Below are 18,321 nucleotides of genomic sequence, written 5' to 3' on the forward strand. Positions count from 1 at the left end.
GGGGAGGGGGACGGATTCCATTGCAACTTGTTGTTTGTACTTAATTAAGATACTAATCCAATATCTAATGGCTAAGTTGCTTATTCTAATATTAAAAACTTGATGATCGAGTATTAAGGTTTACCCGCCTTGCCTCACGGACTTTAAGTTAATGATTTTTCAATAACGTAATGAACACTATTAATTTAAAGCTGCGGTAAGGTTAAGCCGTTCGCATGTCCTCAGCCTCTCTTGTGGTGGAGCTTGTCAAATTATGAACGGATTCCCCTTCGATAATCTCAGGGGATCAATCTGAGTCACAGGCTTTTTCCTATCCTCCCGAAATCAGTTGGGGATTCTCGCCCTTATAGGAATACAGAATCAAGATATAGGCGAACGGTTAATTCAGAGACACAGTAGTAGCCCACATGGGCCAAAAAACATGGTGGTGTTGTCGTCTTCAATCCATATCAATACCCAACACCCTAACCGCATGGGCCATAATCTCATCAGGGTTGAAAGGTTTGGTAATGTACATATCAGCACCGACTTCTTTGCCTTTTTCCTTATCGTATTCCTGGCCTTTGGCGGTCAGCATAATAATAAACACGTCATCTAATGCCCAGTCTTGCTTGACGATCCGGCAGACTTCAAAGCCGTTCATCTTCGGCATCATCACGTCTAACAGAACCAGGGCAGGACGTTCCTCTTCGATAATCGCCAACGCTTCCTCACCATTTTCGGCAAGGAAAAACTCCACATCGTAATCTTCCAAGTCTTCTAGGGTTTGTTCCAGCAACATGCGGATATGGGGTTCGTCGTCGGTAATCAGGATTTTTTTGTTCATAATCGTATCGGGTTAGGTAAAGGTCAAAGATAACGTGAGCGTAGCATATCCGCCGCGCTTTCATCCAGCAATTCGCGGCGGCGTACGTTTTCAAAATGCGCCAGCAGATCATCAACGCGCAGTCGTTGTTTTTGCGCGTCCCTAAAGTCATGCAAGACATTGCCACGGTGCATCATGATAATACGGTCGCCGAGATTGACGGCTTGCTGCATGGAATGCGTCACCATCAGGGTGGTCAGGCCTTCGCGTTGGATGACTCTATCGGTCAGGGCAATCACTTGGTCGGCGCTTTTGGGATCTAATGCGGCGGTGTGTTCGTCCAGCAGTAACAATCTGGGTTTAAGCCAAGTCGCCATCAATAAGGTCAAAGCTTGGCGTTGGCCACCCGACAAGGAGCCGATGGCGCTGTCCAAACGGTCTTCCATGCCCATTTTCAGTTCGCGGACGCGGTCGCTTAATTCGTCACGCAACTGCCGCGAATGCGCCCAACTTAAACCGCGGAATTTGCCGCGTTTAGCCGCCAATGAGAAGTTATCTAAGATCGACATGTTCGGGGCAGTGCCGGAAAACGGGTTTTGGAATACCCGACCAATCAAGGCGGCACGGCGGTGTTCCGGCCAAGTGCTGACATCTTGCCCATCCAGTTCTATACGTCCGGCATCAATGGCAAAGCTGCCGGCAATGGCATTCAGTAGGGTGGACTTGCCGGAGCCGTTGCCGCCTAAGACGATGACAAAAGCCCCTTCGGCAATGTCAAGGTTGATGCCGCGCATGGGCCGGACTTCATTAACCGTACCCGCATGAAAAGTTTTATAGACTTGGCTTAAGCGTACCAAAGGGGCGGCGGCCAAGGTGGTGCTAGTGTTCATGCGGCCCCCGGCTGTTTGCGGGCGCTCAGCTTGCCCATCATATCAGGTAAGATCAAGGCAGCGAATACAAACACCGCCGTCACCAGTTTCAGATCGTTGGGGTTGAGGCCGAACGACAAGGCAATCGCCACCAATTGCCGGAACAGGATAGAACCGACAATCGTGCCGACAATGGCGACCCCGACACTGCTTGCCCCCGTTAAGGCTTCGCCGATAATGACGCTCGCCAAGCCCCAGACCACCATACCGATGCCCATTTGTACGTCGGCAAAGTTTTGGTATTGCGCCCATAAGGCGCCTGCCAAGCCGACCAGGCCATTCGCCACCGCCAGCCCAAAGATACGGTAGTTTTCGACATTGCCGCCTAAGGCGCGGATCATTTGCGGGTTATCACCGGAGGCGCGCATGGCGGTGCCGATGTCGGTGCGCAGAAACGCCCACAAGGCCAAGGCCACACAACTGACCAAGGCAAACATCAGCAACAGCATGGTCAGGTCGGCACTGGACACTGTCCAACCCCATAAATCCGTTTCGGCTGCGCCAAACCAGGCAACGCCTAATTGTTCGCAGTAAGTGGCGACAGTAACAGTGCCTAAAAAAGGGATGTTACTGCGCCCCATGACATGCAGGTTGACCGAGTACAGGGCTGTCATCACCAAGATGCCCGCCAGTAAGGAATTGATGCGGAAACGGGTTTGTAAGATGCCGCTGACCAAGCCCGCTGTTGCCCCGGCCGCAAATCCGGCACAACACGCCCAGAGCGGGTGGATACCATGCCTGACCAGTAAGACACTGGCGACCGCCGCGCCAAAGGTCAGCGAGCCGTCAACGGTAATGTCGGCAATGTCAAAAATGCGGTAAGAGACATACACGCCCAGAGCCAGTAGGGCAAGGATAATGCCTAGCGTTAACGCGCCTATTAATAATGTCATAAGGAATCCTCAGCGTTGAAATGGACGGGGGCACACCATAACGCCCCCCGCCGCAAATAGCTTTCGCCCGCCCCGATGCCTTCACGGTCATCATTGAGCAAATGCAATACCCCGCGTAGGGTCTGTGCGTCCATCAACCGCTCCAAGCTTTCGGACAGTTCAACAAAACCTTTGCGCACTGGCGTGAAGGGGACGACACTGGCATGGACGTGCATAAACAGATCGCTGTCTTCGGCGCTGGGGTGCAGTTGGGCGGCTAATGGTAAGGCGGGGTTACGCGCGACCACCCCAACAATTAAGCAGGTCTCTTCAGCATACGCCGGTTCGGCGGTAAATAACAAACGGTCGCGGATACCCGGAAAGCTAAAAAAGTCCGCATCTAAAGGTGTTGGCGGCAGTTGTAAGGCCGCGCCGATCAGATGGGCCGTTTCAGCGACCAAAACCCATGAGACAATGGGGCTAGCACAGACCTCTAATGCCGCTTGCGCCAAGTCGCTCAGGCATATCGGCGGCGTTGCCGGGGTTTCGCCAAACCGTAACAGATAACGGAACGGGCCGCTGGCTTGCAGGCCGTGCCAGACACTGACTTCAGGCTGTAGCCCGCCCTCTTGCTGTAGCCAGTCGGGATGTTCGGGATCATTGCCGGGTAAGCTGATGGCTAATCCCGCCACGGCGAGCAATTCCCCGGCATGGTCGGCATTATGGGCGGCCCCTAAGTTCCCTAAGCCGATTACCCAATGGTCTGCACTGACGGCGATAGTCTGCGGCTGTTGGGCTAAAGCCTGCGCGGAGCCTATCACTGTGCCGTGCTGCTGGGCGGCGGCATCTAGGGTATAGACGGAAAAGTCTTGTCCTGCCAAGTGGCTTTGTCGGCAGGAGCGGGTAGGGATGGCGGAGGGCGTATGAGGTGTGGGGCTACCTACTGTTACGGGTGTACTATCCAACAGTTGGTTAAAACCGACCAGTTTCAGCACCTCACTGACCGTAGGGGAGGGGTTAATAAGCCGTAAGCCCCCGCCGATAGTTTTCAGGTTTTTGACCAATAGCACCAGCACCCGGATGCCGGCTGAACTCAGATAACTGACTTGCGCCAAGTCCAAAGCAATACGGTGGGCACCATCGTGGATAATATCCTGCAAAGTTTTGCTGACCGACTGGCTCCAAGCGGCATCAAGCCGTCCTTGCAAGGTGATGTGCATTTCGTCACCTTCCAGTTGGGTAATAATTTCCATGGGCTTGCTCCTTTAGGATGGTGGGGGCTAGGGGAGGCGTAGGTCGGCTTTATTGACCAGCCCGACGGGTAGCGGCAGTTGTAAGGCCTTGGCATGTGCTTCGCTAATAATCAGGCGGATTTTGCTGGGCTTGGAAAAGGCGATGGCCGCTGGCGGCGTACCGCGCATGATGTCGGCGGCTTTGAGGGCGGCATCAAAACCGGCTTGATAATAATCCATAGAATAGGCGACGGCGGCCCCTTGCTTGACTCCCGACTCGGTAAAGGTAAACAAGGGCTTTTTGGCGCGGGTCGCGGCTTGGGTAATGGCGGTGAAGCCGGAAACTATCTGATTGTCCAATATTTGCACCCAAGCGTCAATCGGTTGGCTAGCCATTGCCAAGGCGGCGTTAGGCAGTTCGCTGGCGGAATTGACCGGCATTTTGTTTACCGACAGCCCTTGTGCCGTCGCGGCTTTTTCAAAAGCTTCCATATTGTAAACGGAATTGTCTTCCCCAGGGGTAAACAAAGTGCCGACCCGCCGTAGCTGTGGAAAATACTGTTTCAATAATGCCACCATTTCTTGGAAAGGGGCGAGAGTATAAACGCCCGTGACATTCGGCAGATGGTGGGTATCGTCCGTACCCGCCCCGGCAATGATTGGGTTGGCCACAAAGGTGAAGACAATGGGGATTTTTTTGACCTTGTGCAATACCGTCTGCAAGGTGGGGGTGGACAAGGTCATTAACAGCTCAGTACCGTCACTGCCCGCCGCATCGGCAAGGCCGGACAAGACGGTCATATCGCCTTGTGCTGACGCGTCGCTTAAGACAAAATCGCGTCCCGCCTGCAAGCCAGCCGCCTTAAAGCCTTCGTCAATACCGTGCAAGGCCTCTTCGGCAGGGGGCGTTTCCACATACAGTATCCGCTTGATTTTCCAAAGATGGTCTAAAGGTTTGGCGGGCGGTGTCGGGGCAGTGTCAGTAGCTGCAACCGCCAAGGCGCGTAGTTCGTCAGGGAAGGTGATATGTAAGCGTTGGGCACTGGCTTCGTTAAGCACAATGGATTTTTTGCTGACATTGCGGAAGGGAATCCCCGCAGGTTTGATACCTGCCAGTAACTGTACCAGCGGTTCGGCAACGGCACGGCCACTTTCTTTGTAATCGACACCGACAACCATTAAGGCATCGTGACCGATAAAGTCCGGTTGGTCGAGGATTAGTGGGATATTGGCATCTTTGGCGATTTTGGCAATCGCATCCACACCTTGATACATGGTGTTGTCACCTACTGCGACTATCGCCCCGACCTTACGCGCCACGGCGGCTTGTGCCGCTTGCACTACGTCGGCAGTGGTGTTGATAGGGATTTCTTCTAAGGTGATGCTCGCTTTTTGGCACAGCTCCCGCAATACGGCGGCGACTTTCACAGAATTGGCTTCGCTAGGGTTATACAATGTACCCAACGAACGGACACCCGGCAAAACCTTGCGCGTCAATTCCAACATATCGGCGACGGGCGGGAAAGAGCCGATACCAGTAAGATTGGGCAAATGCTCGGTAAAACTTTTCCCCGCCCCCGCCGCCAGCGGGTCGGTGACATAGGTGAAGGCTACGGGCTTATGTTTGGCCATCATGCCCACGCCTTGCAGCACGGGTGTGGTCAGGGTCACAATGGCATCGACATCGCTGTTGTCCAGCACTTGCCCGATAGTCGGAATTTGGGCAATTTCCGCTTGTGCGTGCATAGTCTGGAAGCTAAGATTGCGGCCTTCTTCCAAGCCTAGCGCCTTCAGGCCTTCACGCAATCCTGCCATGACCGAATCAATGCCCGGTTCAGGGGCAAAATATGCCACGCCGATTTTATATGTCCGCCCTGCTGGTAAAGCCATGGCCATTGGTGCAACTGCTGGTAAAGGCAAGGCGGCATTAGCAGGTTTAAGCGGGGTTTCCACGCCATTTTTATCAATAACAAGGCTGGCTTGGGCATACAGGGCAGGGTTGAATTGCCAAGCATCACGCAAGCTGCTGAGGGTTTTTTCGTTGAGCAATAAACGCTTAGGCACATAATCTTTGACCGGCAAAGTGGCTGGATTAGCCCCGTTCAAGACATCGGCGGCAATACGGCCTATTTGCTCACCGACTTCGTGATAATCGGCACCTAAATCAAATAAGCCGCCATGTTTGGCATGGCCTGAAATATTGGAAAAAACGGGGATATGCGCATTATGGGCCACTTCTATCAGGCTATCCACGGTGGCGTTTACAGTGGCATCACCGCCTGTCCAAAAGGCTTCCACGCCCCGCGCCACCAAAGATTCGGCCGCCTCACGCACATCTTTGGCTTGCTCGACCGGGGCTTCCAAGAGGGTTAGCCCCAGCTCTCCGGCCACTGCCCGCGCTTGTTTGGTACAAAATTCCGAATTCACTTCGGCGGGGTTCCAGACCACACCGACCGTTTTTAAGGCCGGGTTAAGTTGTTTCGCCAACCGGAAAATGTCCGCAACCGGTTGCGGGGTGCCTATGCCTGTTAAATGAGGCGGCTTATCCAAGCTATCCAAGGCTTTGATGCCGACCCCCGCCGCCACGGGCGAAGTCACCGCCCCAAATACATGCCCGACCCGCCCGTTGCGGTTAGCATTGGCCAAGGCCTGTAACATCACGGTAGAAATGGACACGGCCAGGCGATAATCGCCACCCGTGATTTTTTGCGCCATCAGATTACCCGTGGGCAAATCGCCTTCAGGGTTATAAGTCGTGATTGCCAGATTTTTCCCGTCATCCAGACCTTTGCTATGCAGGCCAGCCAAAATCCCGGCGTGGATTTCTTCCATCATCGGGTTGGAGCTATGCTGCAAAATGGCGATGGGGATGATGGTCACGGGCGTGTTTGTACGCGCTTGGCCTTGGTGGCGGTTATGCCGATCAGACCATAGTTGCAGGGCAGCGGCAAGAACAATCAGCAAGATGGAAAAGGCAAGGCGCTTAGTGGCTTCGGTCATAATCAGTCGCTAGGTCGAAATACTCTGTTATAGGGCAAAGGAGCCGCCGCCCATTTGCCGGATGGTTTGCAAAGGCGACACCTTTTTTTCAAGGTCATTAGCCTTAGCGATAACTATGGGGTTAACAATCATTTTTGCGGGTGGACATGCAGTTATATAGTATCGCATATCACAAGAAAATGACCGATAGATGAATTAATCAGCGTCTCCAAAAATATCCGGCAATTTTTCATTGCTGCTGTTGCACACCCAATCCTTAAGCACACTTATTGTTTTAGGGTAAGCGTATATAAAGTTAAAGACATTTTAATCAATGGGATATAAGAATAAGTAGCCCCAATCAATGCCGATTTCCATGCGGCATATTGATTGTGCGGCAGTTTAAAAAGCCGCTGTGTTTTACTCTACACAACATTTTTTGAGCTGACCGAATGCCCTTTGACTAAAATGTCCATCGATTCAGATAAGGAGGCTTTGCCATTGTCAAACAGACGGCTATCGCTTGCTGAACAAAAGCTACACGGCTTTTAAAAGGTTAAAGTTCAGCGCATTTCTTTGCCAATGTCTCTGCGCTTGCCCTGCTTATTGCCACTTTCGGTTTTTCACCCCGTCAGCTAGTGATACAATGGGCTTTGTCAATTATCCGTAACACAGAATAGTAGTGGACTCAAAACTGCCCTCCCTTTTTTCCGAAGCGTCACCGACACGGTTGCGCGAAATCCCTTATAACTATACCTCTTTTTCCGACCGCGAAATTGTCATCCGCCTATTAGGTGCCGAGAGCTGGCAAATTTTGGAATCCTTGCGTGGCGAGCGGGTGACAGGCCGCTCCGCCCGGATGCTGTTTGAAGTGCTCGGCGATATATGGGCGGTACAGCGTAACCCCTACCTTGAAGACGATTTACTGGATAACCGCAAGCGCCGTCAGGCCTTGCTGGATGCTTTGCGCCATCGTCTGGGGCAAATGGAAAAACGCCATGCCGACCATGAAGGCGAAAATGCCGAGCGGGCGAAGCGGGTGGCAGTGTTGCTCACTGCCGCGCATAAGGCCGTGGATGATTTTGCCGCCCATTTTGAACGTACCCACGCCATGCGCCGTAAGGCCTTGGCCTTGTTAGCCAAACACACGCGCAAAGATAATATTTGTTTTGACGGCTTTGCCCGCGTCTCCCATGTCACCGATGCCACCGATTGGCGGGTTGAATACCCGTTTGTGGTGCTGTATCCCTGTAGCGAAGACGAAGTGGGGCATTTGGTGCGCGACTGCATCAAGCTCGGCCTGACCATTATCCCACGCGGCGGCGGTACAGGTTATACGGGGGGCGCCGTACCGTTGACCCCCTATGCCGCCGTCATCAATACCGAAAAATTGGTGGAGATAGGCCGGGTTGATCCGGCCAGCCAATTGCCGGGAGCCGGGCAGCCTTACGCGACCATTTATACTGGGGCTGGCGTGGTGACACGCCGGGTCATGGAAACGGCGGAACGGGCAGGGCTGGTGTTTGCTTGCGACCCCACTTCCGCCGATGCTTCGTGCGTGGGCGGTAATGTCGCGATGAACGCAGGCGGCAAAAAAGCCGTGCTGTGGGGTACGGCGTTGGATAACCTGTGGTCTTGGCGGATGGTGACACCGGATGGTAACTGGCTGGAAGTTGAACGCCTCAACCACAACCTCGGCAAAATCCATGAACAGGAACAAGTCACCTTTCTGTTAAAACGCTATGATGCCACCCGCCAACAGTTACTGGCCGAAGAGTCGCTGGTCATCCCTGGGGCGGCGTTCCGCAAAGGGACGCTAGGCAAAGACGTAACCGACAAATTTCTCGGCGGTTTGCCGGGTATCCAAAAAGAAGGCTGTGACGGCATCATTACCTCGGCGCAGTGGATTTTACACAAAATGCCCGCGCATACCCGGACGTTTTGCTTGGAATTCTTCGGGCAAGTGCGCGAGGCCGTGCCTGCCATTCTGGAAATCCGCGATTATCTGGCGGCTTTGCCGAAAGAAGGCCCGTTACGCGTGATGCTGGCGGGGCTAGAGCATCTGGACGAGCGCTATGTCAAAGCGGTCGGTTATGCCAGTAAAGCCAAGCATCATGGGCGGCCAAAAATGGTGCTGATCGGCGATATTGTCGGCGATGACGAAAAGCAAGTCGCCCTCGCGGCTTCCGAAGTCGTGCGCTTATGCAATGCCCGCAATGCCGAAGGCTTTATCGCCATCAGCCCCGAATCCCGCAAAACCTTCTGGTTGGATAGGGCGCGTACCGCCGCTATCGCCAAGCATACCAACGCCTTTAAAATCAACGAAGACGTGGTGATTCCGCTGCCGCGCATGGGCGATTATTGCGACGGTATCGAACGCCTGAATATCGAACTGTCGCTACGCAATAAATTGCGCTTGTGCGCCGCTTTGCAAACGCTATTGTCCGGCGATTTGCCGCTGCGCTCTTATGAAGACAGCGTCGACAAAACCGAGCTGATCGGCGACCGCCGTAACCTAGCCCTATCAGCCTTAGCCACCGTACAAACCCGCTGGCAGTGGCTGTACACACATCTGGACTTACCGTTAAGCGCGGCGGAAGCCCTGTTCGCCGACTACGGTATCGAAGCCGACGCGCTGACTAACCGCACCGAACAGCCGACCCTGTTCCATCGCCTGCAAGACCGCTCAGTGCGCGTGTCGTGGAAGCAGGAATTGCTGCCCAGATTGAAAGAAATTTTTGAAGGCGACAATTTCCGCCCTGTCATCGAACGTATTGAGGCGGTGCATAAGGACATCTTGCGCGGGCGGGTGTTTATTGCCTTGCACATGCACGCGGGCGACGGTAACGTCCACACCAATTTACCCGTTAACTCCGACCATTACGAGATGTTACAGGAAGCCAACGGGGCGGTGGTCGCCATTATGGCCTTGGCGCGTTCTTTGGATGGGGTCATTTCCGGCGAGCATGGCATCGGTATCACTAAGTACGAATTCCTCAGCGAAGCCGAACTGGCCGATTTCCACGCCTATAAACAGCAAGTGGACCCCGAAGGCCGTTTCAACCGTGGCAAACTGATGCCGGGCGGCAATCTTAGCACAGCGTATACTACCTCATTCAGCCTGATGGGCTATGAATCGCTGATTATGCAACAAAGCGACATCGGGGCGATTTCCGATTCCATCAAGGATTGTCTACGCTGCGGCAAATGCAAACCCGTGTGCGCCACCCATGTGCCGCAAGCGAATTTGCTCTATTCGCCGCGCAATAAAATCCTCGCCACCTCGTTGTTGATCGAAGCCTTTTTGTATGAAGAGCAGACCCGGCGCGGCATTTCCATCACCCATTGGAAAGAGTTTGAAGATGTTGCCGACCATTGCACCGTCTGCCATAAATGCTTTAACCCCTGTCCGGTCGATATTGATTTCGGCGAAGTGTCGATGAACATGCGCAACCTGTTGCGCAAAATGGGCAAGCAAAGCTTCAACCCCGTAAAAACAGCGGCTATCGCTTTTCTCTCCACCGGACATCCCAACAGCATTAAAGTCATGCGTAAATTGCTGATTGAATGGGCCTATAAAGCCCAGCGCTGGGGCAATGTCCTGCTCAAACCGTGGACGCGTAAACAATTGGTGCAGCCGCCGTCTTCGACCGGACAACCGCAGTTACGCGAATATGTCTTGCACTTCACCAACCGGAAAATGCCCGATAAAGTCCCGTCAAAAACCGCGCGGGCCTTATTAGGCATAGAAAGCGACCAGATTGTGCCGATTATCCGCGACCCCGCCAAAACCCGCGCCGACTCCGAAGCGGTGTTTTACTTCCCTGGTTGCGGTTCCGAGCGCCTGTTCTCGCAAGTCGGTCTGGCGACCCAAGCCATGTTGTACGAGATTGGCGTACAAACGGTATTGCCGCCGGGTTATTTATGTTGCGGCTACCCGCAACGCGCCGCCGGACAATACGACAAGGCACAGAAAATCACCACCGATAACCGGGTGCTGTTCCATCGGGTAGCCAATACCTTAAACTATCTGGACATCAAGACCGTCGTGGTCAGTTGCGGCACTTGCTTGGACCAATTGCTCGATTACGAATTTGAGAAGATTTTTCCGGGTTGCCGCTTAATCGACATCCACGAATATCTGTTGGAGAAAGGCGTACAACTGGACGGCATTAACGGCAACCGTTATTTATACCACGACCCTTGCCACAGCCCGATGAAGCAACAAGACCCGATGAAAACCGTCAACGCCCTGATCGGCACAACCGTCGGCAAATCCGAACGCTGTTGCGGCGAATCGGGTACATTAGCGGTGGCACGGCCTGATGTGTCAACCCAAGTGCGCTTTAGGAAAAATGCCGAACTACAAGAAAACGCCGCCGCCATCCGCGCCGACGGTTTCAGCGGGCCGATTAAAATGCTCACCTCCTGCCCCTCCTGCGTCCAAGGTTTACAGCGCTTTACCGATGATGTGGAACAGTTGGAAGTGGATTATATCGTCGTAGAAATCGCTCGCCACAAACTGGGTGCGGATTGGTTGAAAAACTATATCGGCCAAGCGGGTAATGGCGGGATTGAGCGGGTTTTGTTGTAAAAAACCAAAAGTTGAAGCGTCGCTTAAGGCCTTTCAGGCTTGCAAGCCTGAAAGGCCAATGTTATTGCTAATTCCCCATCGGCTTTAATTACTATTCGAGTGTTGTTACACCCAAGGATTGATATGGAGCATACGCGAAAAAGGTATTGTCGGAGACATTAATAGACCTAAACTGTTACCAGACAGATTCTTAGCTGCTTAACCGTACGCCAAGCTTGCAATCTCCCCGTTCTTCTTCGGATAATAAGCCTGCCCACTCTCACTTAAACTTCTGGAATCCCCCTATGCGTCGATTAGCTATTTTACTGTGCCTTGGTCTGGCCTCATTCAAGCAAGCGGCAGTTGCCGCTACGCCACCGTCGATATTCGAATTGCAAACTAATGTCGGGACTATAACCTTCAAGGTTGATTACACAAAAGCCCCTATCAGCGCCAATAATTTCTACAAGTATATTCAAAGCGGTTTTTATAAAAACACACTCTTTCATCGCAGCATTAAGGGCTTTGTGGTGCAAGGAGGCGGTTACAGCCGATTTGATGGTAAGCTGAAAACAACCTTGGCCACTATTGTTAACGAATCAAACAATGGTTTGAGCAATAAAACCGGCACCATCGCTATGGCACGGACTTCCGACCCTAATTCCGCCACTTCGCAGTTTTTTGTTAACCTCACCGATAACCTATTTTTAGATTATGCCAGTGCCAGTAGTCCGGGTTACGCGGTTTTCGGCAGTGTGATTGACGGGATGGATGTAGTGGGAAAAATAGCCAATTCAGCGACTTATAATGACCTGCCTTTTACGGGTTTCCCCAGTCTCGTGTATATCCAAAATGTGTTCAGTTCCTACGCGCTTAACAGCAATGTCTCGCTTACCCGCATTACCTTAAACGGTTCGGGTACGGTCACCAGTTCGCCAGCCGGTCTCAATTGCGGCACGGCTTGTGTGTTATCCCAACCTGTATTAGGTAAGGTGATTTTAACGGCGACTCCCATCAGCGGCTTTTCTTTTACGGGTTGGACAGGCGATTGCCAAGGCTTTAACCGGACGATTACCTTAGATACCTTAAAAGGCAACCATAATTGTATGGCAACATTTACCAAAGATTCGACAGTTGCCCAATAGCGGCTGCAAAGGGGAGGGGGTTATTCCCAAGACAAGGTTTGGACTAATTCTCCTAAGCGTTTAAGCAAGTCGCCCCGGTGACTGGTTTTGCGCCATACCAAGCCGATGGTGCGACTGGGGGCGGGCGGGGCGAACGGCAGGTAACAAATACCTTCATCGTAGGTACGGATGGCGACGCGCGGCATAAAAGTGATGCCCGTACCCGCGCAGACCATTTGCCGCAACGTCTCCAGCCCGGTGGCGCGGACATCTTGTTGCTCCTGTAAGCCGTTGAGCTGGCATATTTGTAAGGCATGGCCGCGCAGGCAGTGGCCTTCATCCAGCAATAACAAAGCTTGCCCGGACAAATCGGCGGGGTTAACCGTGGCTTTACTTGCCAACGGATGGTCGGCGGCAACAGCCAAAAAAAACTCGTCGGCAAACAATTCTGCCGTCGCCAGATAATCATCAATAATCGGCAACGCCAATAAAGCCGCGTCTATTTGCCCCTGTTTCAGTTGCTGGAGCAATTGCTCGGTTTTTTCTTCTACCAAAATCAGCCGTACTTTGGGTAAAGCCTGTTTAATCAGCGGCACTAATTGGGGGAAGATATAAGTGGCTAGGGTCGGAAATGCCCCCAAGCGCAAATTACCTGCCAAAGGGTCTTGGGCGATCCGCGCCAATTCGTTGATATGCCCGACTTCCTGTAAAATCCGCCGCGCCGAAGCGATAATCTGCTCGCCCAACTCAGTCGGCAAGACTTTTTTATTGGTGCGCTCAAAAATCTGCACACCCAAACTGTCTTCAACTTTTTTGATCTGGGTGCTTAAGGTCGGTTGGCTGATATGGCAACGCTCCGCCGCCTGCACAAAACTGCGCAAATCGGCAACCGCGATCAAATAATGCAAATCCCTTAGGTTCATAGGTTATCGTCCGGCAAATTTATCTTGTCGCCATAAAGATAAGCCATTATGCCGCAGCTAGCCAACTATAATCCCCTCGCCAATGATTTTAAGCCGTTTTTAAATTCCGCTTTCAACCGATACAACTGGGCGGGCCTATGGGCACCCTCCGTTTCCATTTGTCCGGGTACAGCTTCCAATACGGCTAATTCCTGCATTTTTCTGCGGAAACTGACCTTGTTTAAGGCTTCCCCCAAACAGGCTTCATAGACTTTTTGCAGTTTGGGCAAGGTAAACGTTTCCCCTGCCAAATGGCACGGCAATGAGGAATACTGCGCCTTATTGCGTATCCTATCGACGGCTGTGGCGATAATGTCGTTATGGTCGAACGGTAGGCGGCGTAAGGCATCAACCGGGAAAATCGCTACATCGGGATGGTGTGCGGATTCGATGACGCGGTAATGCACCAAAGCAAAATAGGCCACCGATACAGACCAGCCACGCGGATCTCTGGCCGCGCCCGCGAAAGTTTGCAATTGTTCCAGATAAGGCGGCAAAATCCCGGTTTTCTCATGTAGTATCCGCACGGCGGCATCTAAGCAATCACGGTCTTCTTGGGCATGGATATAACCGCCTGGTAAGGCATCACCACCTTGAAAAGGTTCTTTATCACGTTTGGATAAGGCGACACCTAAGCGCCCGTTATGGATGGTCAAAAAAACAATATCGACAGTGGCAATGACAGCTTGATGCATGGGCTTTAAAAGTTGGTTTTCGGGTGTTTGACTTAGTTTACCGAAGATATTCCCTACACAACACCATTAAATCTTATTGGCTTATCAGCAATATACTTAGTTGCATTTTGTAACTAATAGGCTTACACTAACTGCACATTACTTATTTTTACCAATGGCTTCCCTAATGCCTGACAGACAACTGCTGATTATTGATGCCCAAAACGATTTCTGCGCTTTGCCTACCTATAGCTATTCGCCAGCTTTGGCGGTTAAGGGGGCGCATGACGATTGCCTCAGATTGGCGCGGCTGATCCAACAAGGCGGCTTAGCCATTTCCGGCATCATCGCCACGCTCGATTCGCATCAGCCATTAGACTTGGCTAACGCGGTCTGTTGGCGGGATAGGTACGGCGGCAATGTGCCGACCTTCACAGCAATCACTGCCGCTGAGGTGCGTAACGGCGACTATCGGCCTATCATTGGGGTATCCGCCCAAGACGGTGGCCAATTTCTGGGGGCGTATTTTGACGCGTTGGAACAAGCCGGGCGAACATTGACCCTTTGGCCTGAGCATTGCCAGATCGGTACGCCCGGACATAATCTGCACCCTGAAATTGCCAGCGCATTGCGGCAGTGGTCATTACAGCGCTTAAAACCCATCACATTTATCCAGAAAGGCGAAAATATCTGGACGGAGAGCTTTTCCGCCCTAAAGGCCGTGTTTCCGTACCCTGACGACGAATCCACCCAATTAAACCAAGATTTATTGGCTTTATTGGCACGCCAAACGGAGATTTTGGTGGCGGGCCAGGCAAGCAGCCATTGTGTGAAAGAAACGGTGGAAGACCTATTGCGTTATGCCCCTGCCTTGCGCGACAAATTGGTTTTGTTGACCGATTGCATGAGCCCGGTGCCGGGTTTTGAAAACATTGCTCAGCAATTTTTCGCCGATATGCAGGCACACGGCGTACGCTTAGCCAGCAGTGCCGATCTGCTTGCCGAACTTACCGATTAAGGAATGACTATGCCTATCGTTAAAAGCTTATTGGAAAATGACCTGTATAAGTTCCCAATGTGGCAAACTATGCTGCACAAACGGCCTGAAACCTTGGCCGAGTATGAATTTGTCTGCCGCAACACCCCCGCTTATCCGCTGGCCGATTTGGTTAAGGATGTCCGGGCGGAGTTGGCGCATCTGTATAGCCTGCGCTTTACCGATGATGAGTTAAATTATCTGGCGGGCTTGCCTTTTCTCAAAGCGGATTTTATCGGTTTTTTGGCGGGATTCTGTTTCCAGGCAAACTATCTGCAAGTATCAGCCGAGAGTGGACAACTCAGAATCCGCGCCGTCGGCCCGCAAATACAAATCATGAATTTCGAAATATTCTGCTTGTATATCGTTTCGGAACTGTATTTCCGGCGTTTCGACCCCGCCGTTTTGTTAGCGGAAGGCCGCCGTCGGCTCCATGAGAAAATCGCCGTACTGAAAACCTTTGCCGCCGAACCCGCCTTACGGCATCCGTTCGAGTTTTTTGATTTCGGCTTACGCCGCCGGGCTTGGGGAGCATGGCAAGAGGAAGTGGTCACCACCCTACAGCAAACAGTGCCGACTCTACTGAAAGGCACTTCCAACGTTTATTTGGCCAAGCAACTGGGCTTAACGCCCATCGGCACAATGGCGCACGAATATGTGCAATCTTACCAAGCCCATGTGCGTTTGCGGGATTTCCAGCGAGTCGCCCTAGAAGATTGGGCGCAAGAGTTTCGCGGCGATTTGGGTATTGCCCTGACCGACACTATCGGCATGGAGGCATTTCTGCGTGATTTTGATTTGTATTTTGCCAAGCTGTTTGACGGTTTGCGCCATGATTCCGGCGACCCGTTCGCTTGGGGGGAAAAGGCAATCCGCCATTATCAGCAACTTAACATTGACCCGAACAGCAAACGCTTGGTGTTTTCCGATAGTCTGGACATAAGCAAAGCCATCGCCCTGTATCGGCAGTTTGGCGGACGTATCCAACTGGGTTTTGGTATCGGCACCCACTTAACGAATGATTTGGGGGTGCAGCCTTTGAATATTGTCATGAAGCTGATGCGTTGTAATGGCGAACCAGTCGCTAAACTGTCAGACTCGCCCGGTAAAACCTTATGCCAAGACGCGGCCTTTATTGCTTATTTACGCCATGTTTTTAACCATTTTGTTTGAAATGATCCCATGTTGGCTCTGTCCGCTGTGCTTTTGGTGCAGGCAAGCAAATGCCAGTTTTAGTATTTTATTTCAATAACATAGAAACCGCCCTCAATTTAAGGCAGAGAGGTGTTTATAGCTCAGCCGAATTTTTTGTATAGTGCTTAACCGTCTTAAAATCCAAACCAAATTTACTAAGAAATTGGATTAGCCTATGGCTATCGTTACCCGATGCCTTCTGTTGACGGCTGACGTTAAATAGTTTGCGGCCTGCTTCAGCGGCGCTGTGCGAAGTTTGGCAAATGCGGATGACATACGCCAATTGCGCTTGGTCAAACAAATCCACGGGCGCATCCAATAACCCTGCCAAATCCGTTGCGGCGTTATCGCCTTGGTTTTGCCGCCAAGCATGGCGCAGACGGTCTATTTCCTCGGCCACCACTTCTAAAGTGATGCGCCCGCCATCCGCCAAGGTTGCCATGCGGGTAATGCTGGCGTTAAGGTCGCGGAAATTGCTGTTCCACGTCGCTTCCGGGGCTTTCGCAAATTGTAGGTAACATTCCCTGGCCTGTTTGTTAAAGCCTATCAAGGTGCGGGTCTTCTGGCTGTACTTTTCCAGCTCATAGTCTATATTGGCATCCAAGTCTTCCAAACGCTGTTTTAAGGACGGCAATTGGTAAGACCACAAATTAATCCGCGCGAGCAAGTCTTCCCGAAACCGCCCTTGTTCCACTTGCGCAAATAAATTGCGGTTAGTACCTGCTATCAATTGGAAGCGGCTGCTGGTCTCCTTATCCGAGCCTAAGGGCATAAAGCGTTTATCTTCAATAGCGCGTAACAGCATGGCCTGTTCATCCAAACCCAGTTCGCCAATTTCATCCAAAAACAACAGCCCGTTATCGGCTTCGGCCAGTAAGCCCTTGCGTACCATAACCGCTCCGGTAAACGCCCCTTTAACATGGCCGAATAGAGCCGACATGGCATTATCGCCGCGCAAAGTCGCACAATTGACTTCCACCAATGCCCCAGGAAATTGCCCGCGTTTTTTCTTCAATTGATAAATGCGCTTGGCTAATTGCGATTTGCCGGAACCGGACGGGCCGGTCAGCAAAATAGGCTCTTGCGAGCGGATGGCGACTTTTTCGACTTGCTCGATCATTTTATTAAAAGCCGGGTTACGGGTTTCGATACCGCCTTTCAGGTAATGTGCACCTTCCTGATGCTCTTTGGCAAAACGCGATGCCAACTGATCGTATTTGGATAAATCCAAATCAATGATTTGATAATGTCCCGGCACAGTCTCCCTTTTATAGGGTGGCGACGTTTGCACCAAACGCCCCGGCAAGTAGCGGGCTTCAGTCAGCAAATACAGGCAAATTTGCGCGACATGTGTACCCGTGGTGATATGTACGAGATACTGTTCCTGCTCGCTATTAAACGCGTAGCCTTGGGCAAAATCCAATAACTCGGCATAGACGCTTTGAAAATCCCAAGGGTCGTCCAGATTTATAAGATGCCGCCTGACTTCGGTTTCTGGGGAAATGGTGCGGATGTCTTCGGTGAGGTTTTCGGCAATCTTTTGGTATTGGCTTTGGAACAGTAACTCCAGCCTATCAACCAGCAAATCGTCATGCTGGCATAAGGACAAAGTAGGCCGCCAGCGTTCCCAGCGTTTGTAATTAAAGCCGCGATTGTCTAAAGACGTGCCGAGCAGGCTGATGACAACGGTTTTCATAATATCTATTTTGATAGGCTGTTATTTATTTAGATAGTTTTTACTATAGTGACTTTTTGGCAAAAAGCCACTATTTACTATAAGTGCTTGATAAATTTATCATTATATTATAGTTGGACACTTGGCGCGGCCTTTGCAATGGTGTAAGTAAAGCTTTTATAAACTATTGTATATAAAGGCTTGGGGATAAGCTTCTCCTAAACGTAAGCGAAGACGCTACATTGCCGGCATTTTGCCAAAGCCAA

12 protein-coding genes are annotated in these 18,321 nt (G+C 51.8%); 4 read left to right on the top strand and 8 right to left on the bottom strand.

All coding sequences use genetic code 11. From position 1 onward, the window contains the following. Positions 1–439: 439 nt before the first annotated feature. Genes AADEFJLK_RS11240 through AADEFJLK_RS11260 form a run of 5 tightly spaced genes read right to left on the bottom strand, consistent with a single transcriptional unit; the run spans position 440 to position 6,838 of the window. Positions 440–826: a response regulator transcription factor gene (locus AADEFJLK_RS11240; RefSeq protein ID WP_088617678.1), complete on the bottom strand. Its 387-nt coding sequence runs from the start codon at positions 824–826 to the stop codon at positions 440–442. Positions 827–849: 23 nt separating this feature from the next. Further along, entirely contained in the window at positions 850–1,695 is an 846-nt protein-coding gene (locus AADEFJLK_RS11245; RefSeq protein ID WP_211299198.1) for an ABC transporter ATP-binding protein, read from the bottom strand. Next, positions 1,692–2,627: an ABC transporter permease gene (locus AADEFJLK_RS11250; RefSeq protein ID WP_103974320.1), complete on the bottom strand. Its 936-nt coding sequence runs from the start codon at positions 2,625–2,627 to the stop codon at positions 1,692–1,694. The genes AADEFJLK_RS11245 and AADEFJLK_RS11250 overlap by 4 nt, the downstream gene beginning before the upstream one ends. Continuing rightward, positions 2,624–3,859 carry an STAS domain-containing protein gene (locus tag AADEFJLK_RS11255; protein WP_103974321.1) on the bottom strand — a complete coding sequence of 412 codons (1,236 nt, stop codon included), beginning with the start codon at positions 3,857–3,859 and terminating at the stop codon, positions 2,624–2,626. The genes AADEFJLK_RS11250 and AADEFJLK_RS11255 overlap by 4 nt, the downstream gene beginning before the upstream one ends. A gap of 27 nt (positions 3,860–3,886) precedes the next feature. Then, positions 3,887–6,838, bottom strand: coding sequence for an ABC transporter substrate-binding protein (locus tag AADEFJLK_RS11260; RefSeq protein WP_103974322.1), 2,952 nt, complete (start codon positions 6,836–6,838; stop codon positions 3,887–3,889). A 661-nt stretch (positions 6,839–7,499) separates the two neighbouring features. Here AADEFJLK_RS11260 and AADEFJLK_RS11265 point away from each other — a divergent pair. Continuing rightward, the gene (locus AADEFJLK_RS11265) at positions 7,500–11,411 is read left to right on the top strand and encodes a DUF3683 domain-containing protein (RefSeq protein WP_103974323.1); all 3,912 of its coding nucleotides are present in this window, start codon (positions 7,500–7,502) and stop codon (positions 11,409–11,411) included. A gap of 284 nt (positions 11,412–11,695) precedes the next feature. Further along, positions 11,696–12,535 (top strand): peptidylprolyl isomerase, encoded by an 840-nt coding sequence (locus AADEFJLK_RS11270; protein ID WP_103974324.1) that lies wholly within the window; start codon positions 11,696–11,698, stop codon positions 12,533–12,535. A 20-nt stretch (positions 12,536–12,555) separates the two neighbouring features. Here the strand turns inward: AADEFJLK_RS11270 and AADEFJLK_RS11275 are convergent, their stop codons facing one another. Then, entirely contained in the window at positions 12,556–13,437 is an 882-nt protein-coding gene (locus AADEFJLK_RS11275; RefSeq protein ID WP_103974325.1) for a LysR substrate-binding domain-containing protein, read from the bottom strand. A gap of 65 nt (positions 13,438–13,502) precedes the next feature. Further along, positions 13,503–14,171 carry an NUDIX hydrolase gene (locus AADEFJLK_RS11280; protein WP_088617685.1) on the bottom strand — a complete coding sequence of 223 codons (669 nt, stop codon included), beginning with the start codon at positions 14,169–14,171 and terminating at the stop codon, positions 13,503–13,505. 166 nt (positions 14,172–14,337) lie between these two features. Here AADEFJLK_RS11280 and AADEFJLK_RS11285 point away from each other — a divergent pair, with 166 nt between their 5' ends. Then, positions 14,338–15,168 carry a cysteine hydrolase family protein gene (locus AADEFJLK_RS11285; RefSeq protein ID WP_103974326.1) on the top strand — a complete coding sequence of 277 codons (831 nt, stop codon included), beginning with the start codon at positions 14,338–14,340 and terminating at the stop codon, positions 15,166–15,168. Between the two features lie 9 nt (positions 15,169–15,177). Further along, positions 15,178–16,359 carry a nicotinate phosphoribosyltransferase gene (gene pncB / locus AADEFJLK_RS11290; RefSeq protein ID WP_249028023.1) on the top strand — a complete coding sequence of 394 codons (1,182 nt, stop codon included), beginning with the start codon at positions 15,178–15,180 and terminating at the stop codon, positions 16,357–16,359. A 115-nt stretch (positions 16,360–16,474) separates the two neighbouring features. On the opposite strand, the gene rtcR is transcribed toward pncB, so the two are convergent. Further along, positions 16,475–18,076, bottom strand: coding sequence for an RNA repair transcriptional activator RtcR (gene rtcR / locus AADEFJLK_RS11295; RefSeq protein WP_103974328.1), 1,602 nt, complete (start codon positions 18,074–18,076; stop codon positions 16,475–16,477). Positions 18,077–18,321: the final 245 nt, after the last annotated feature.

The organism is Methylovulum psychrotolerans (assembly GCF_002923755.1).
GTDB lineage: Bacteria > Pseudomonadota > Gammaproteobacteria > Methylococcales > Methylomonadaceae > Methylovulum > Methylovulum psychrotolerans.

Coding starts and splice junctions, on each gene's coding strand:
- AADEFJLK_RS11240 (WP_088617678.1), bottom strand. CDS start 826: ATGAACAAAAAAATCCTGATTACCGACGACGAACCCCATATCCGCATG.
- AADEFJLK_RS11245 (WP_211299198.1), bottom strand. CDS start 1,695: ATGAACACTAGCACCACCTTGGCCGCCGCCCCTTTGGTACGCTTAAGC.
- AADEFJLK_RS11250 (WP_103974320.1), bottom strand. CDS start 2,627: ATGACATTATTAATAGGCGCGTTAACGCTAGGCATTATCCTTGCCCTA.
- AADEFJLK_RS11255 (WP_103974321.1), bottom strand. CDS start 3,859: ATGGAAATTATTACCCAACTGGAAGGTGACGAAATGCACATCACCTTG.
- AADEFJLK_RS11260 (WP_103974322.1), bottom strand. CDS start 6,838: ATGACCGAAGCCACTAAGCGCCTTGCCTTTTCCATCTTGCTGATTGTT.
- AADEFJLK_RS11270 (WP_103974324.1), top strand. CDS start 11,696: ATGCGTCGATTAGCTATTTTACTGTGCCTTGGTCTGGCCTCATTCAAG.
- AADEFJLK_RS11275 (WP_103974325.1), bottom strand. CDS start 13,437: ATGAACCTAAGGGATTTGCATTATTTGATCGCGGTTGCCGATTTGCGC.
- AADEFJLK_RS11280 (WP_088617685.1), bottom strand. CDS start 14,171: ATGCATCAAGCTGTCATTGCCACTGTCGATATTGTTTTTTTGACCATC.
- AADEFJLK_RS11285 (WP_103974326.1), top strand. CDS start 14,338: ATGCCTGACAGACAACTGCTGATTATTGATGCCCAAAACGATTTCTGC.
- pncB (WP_249028023.1), top strand. CDS start 15,178: ATGCCTATCGTTAAAAGCTTATTGGAAAATGACCTGTATAAGTTCCCA.
- rtcR (WP_103974328.1), bottom strand. CDS start 18,076: ATGAAAACCGTTGTCATCAGCCTGCTCGGCACGTCTTTAGACAATCGC.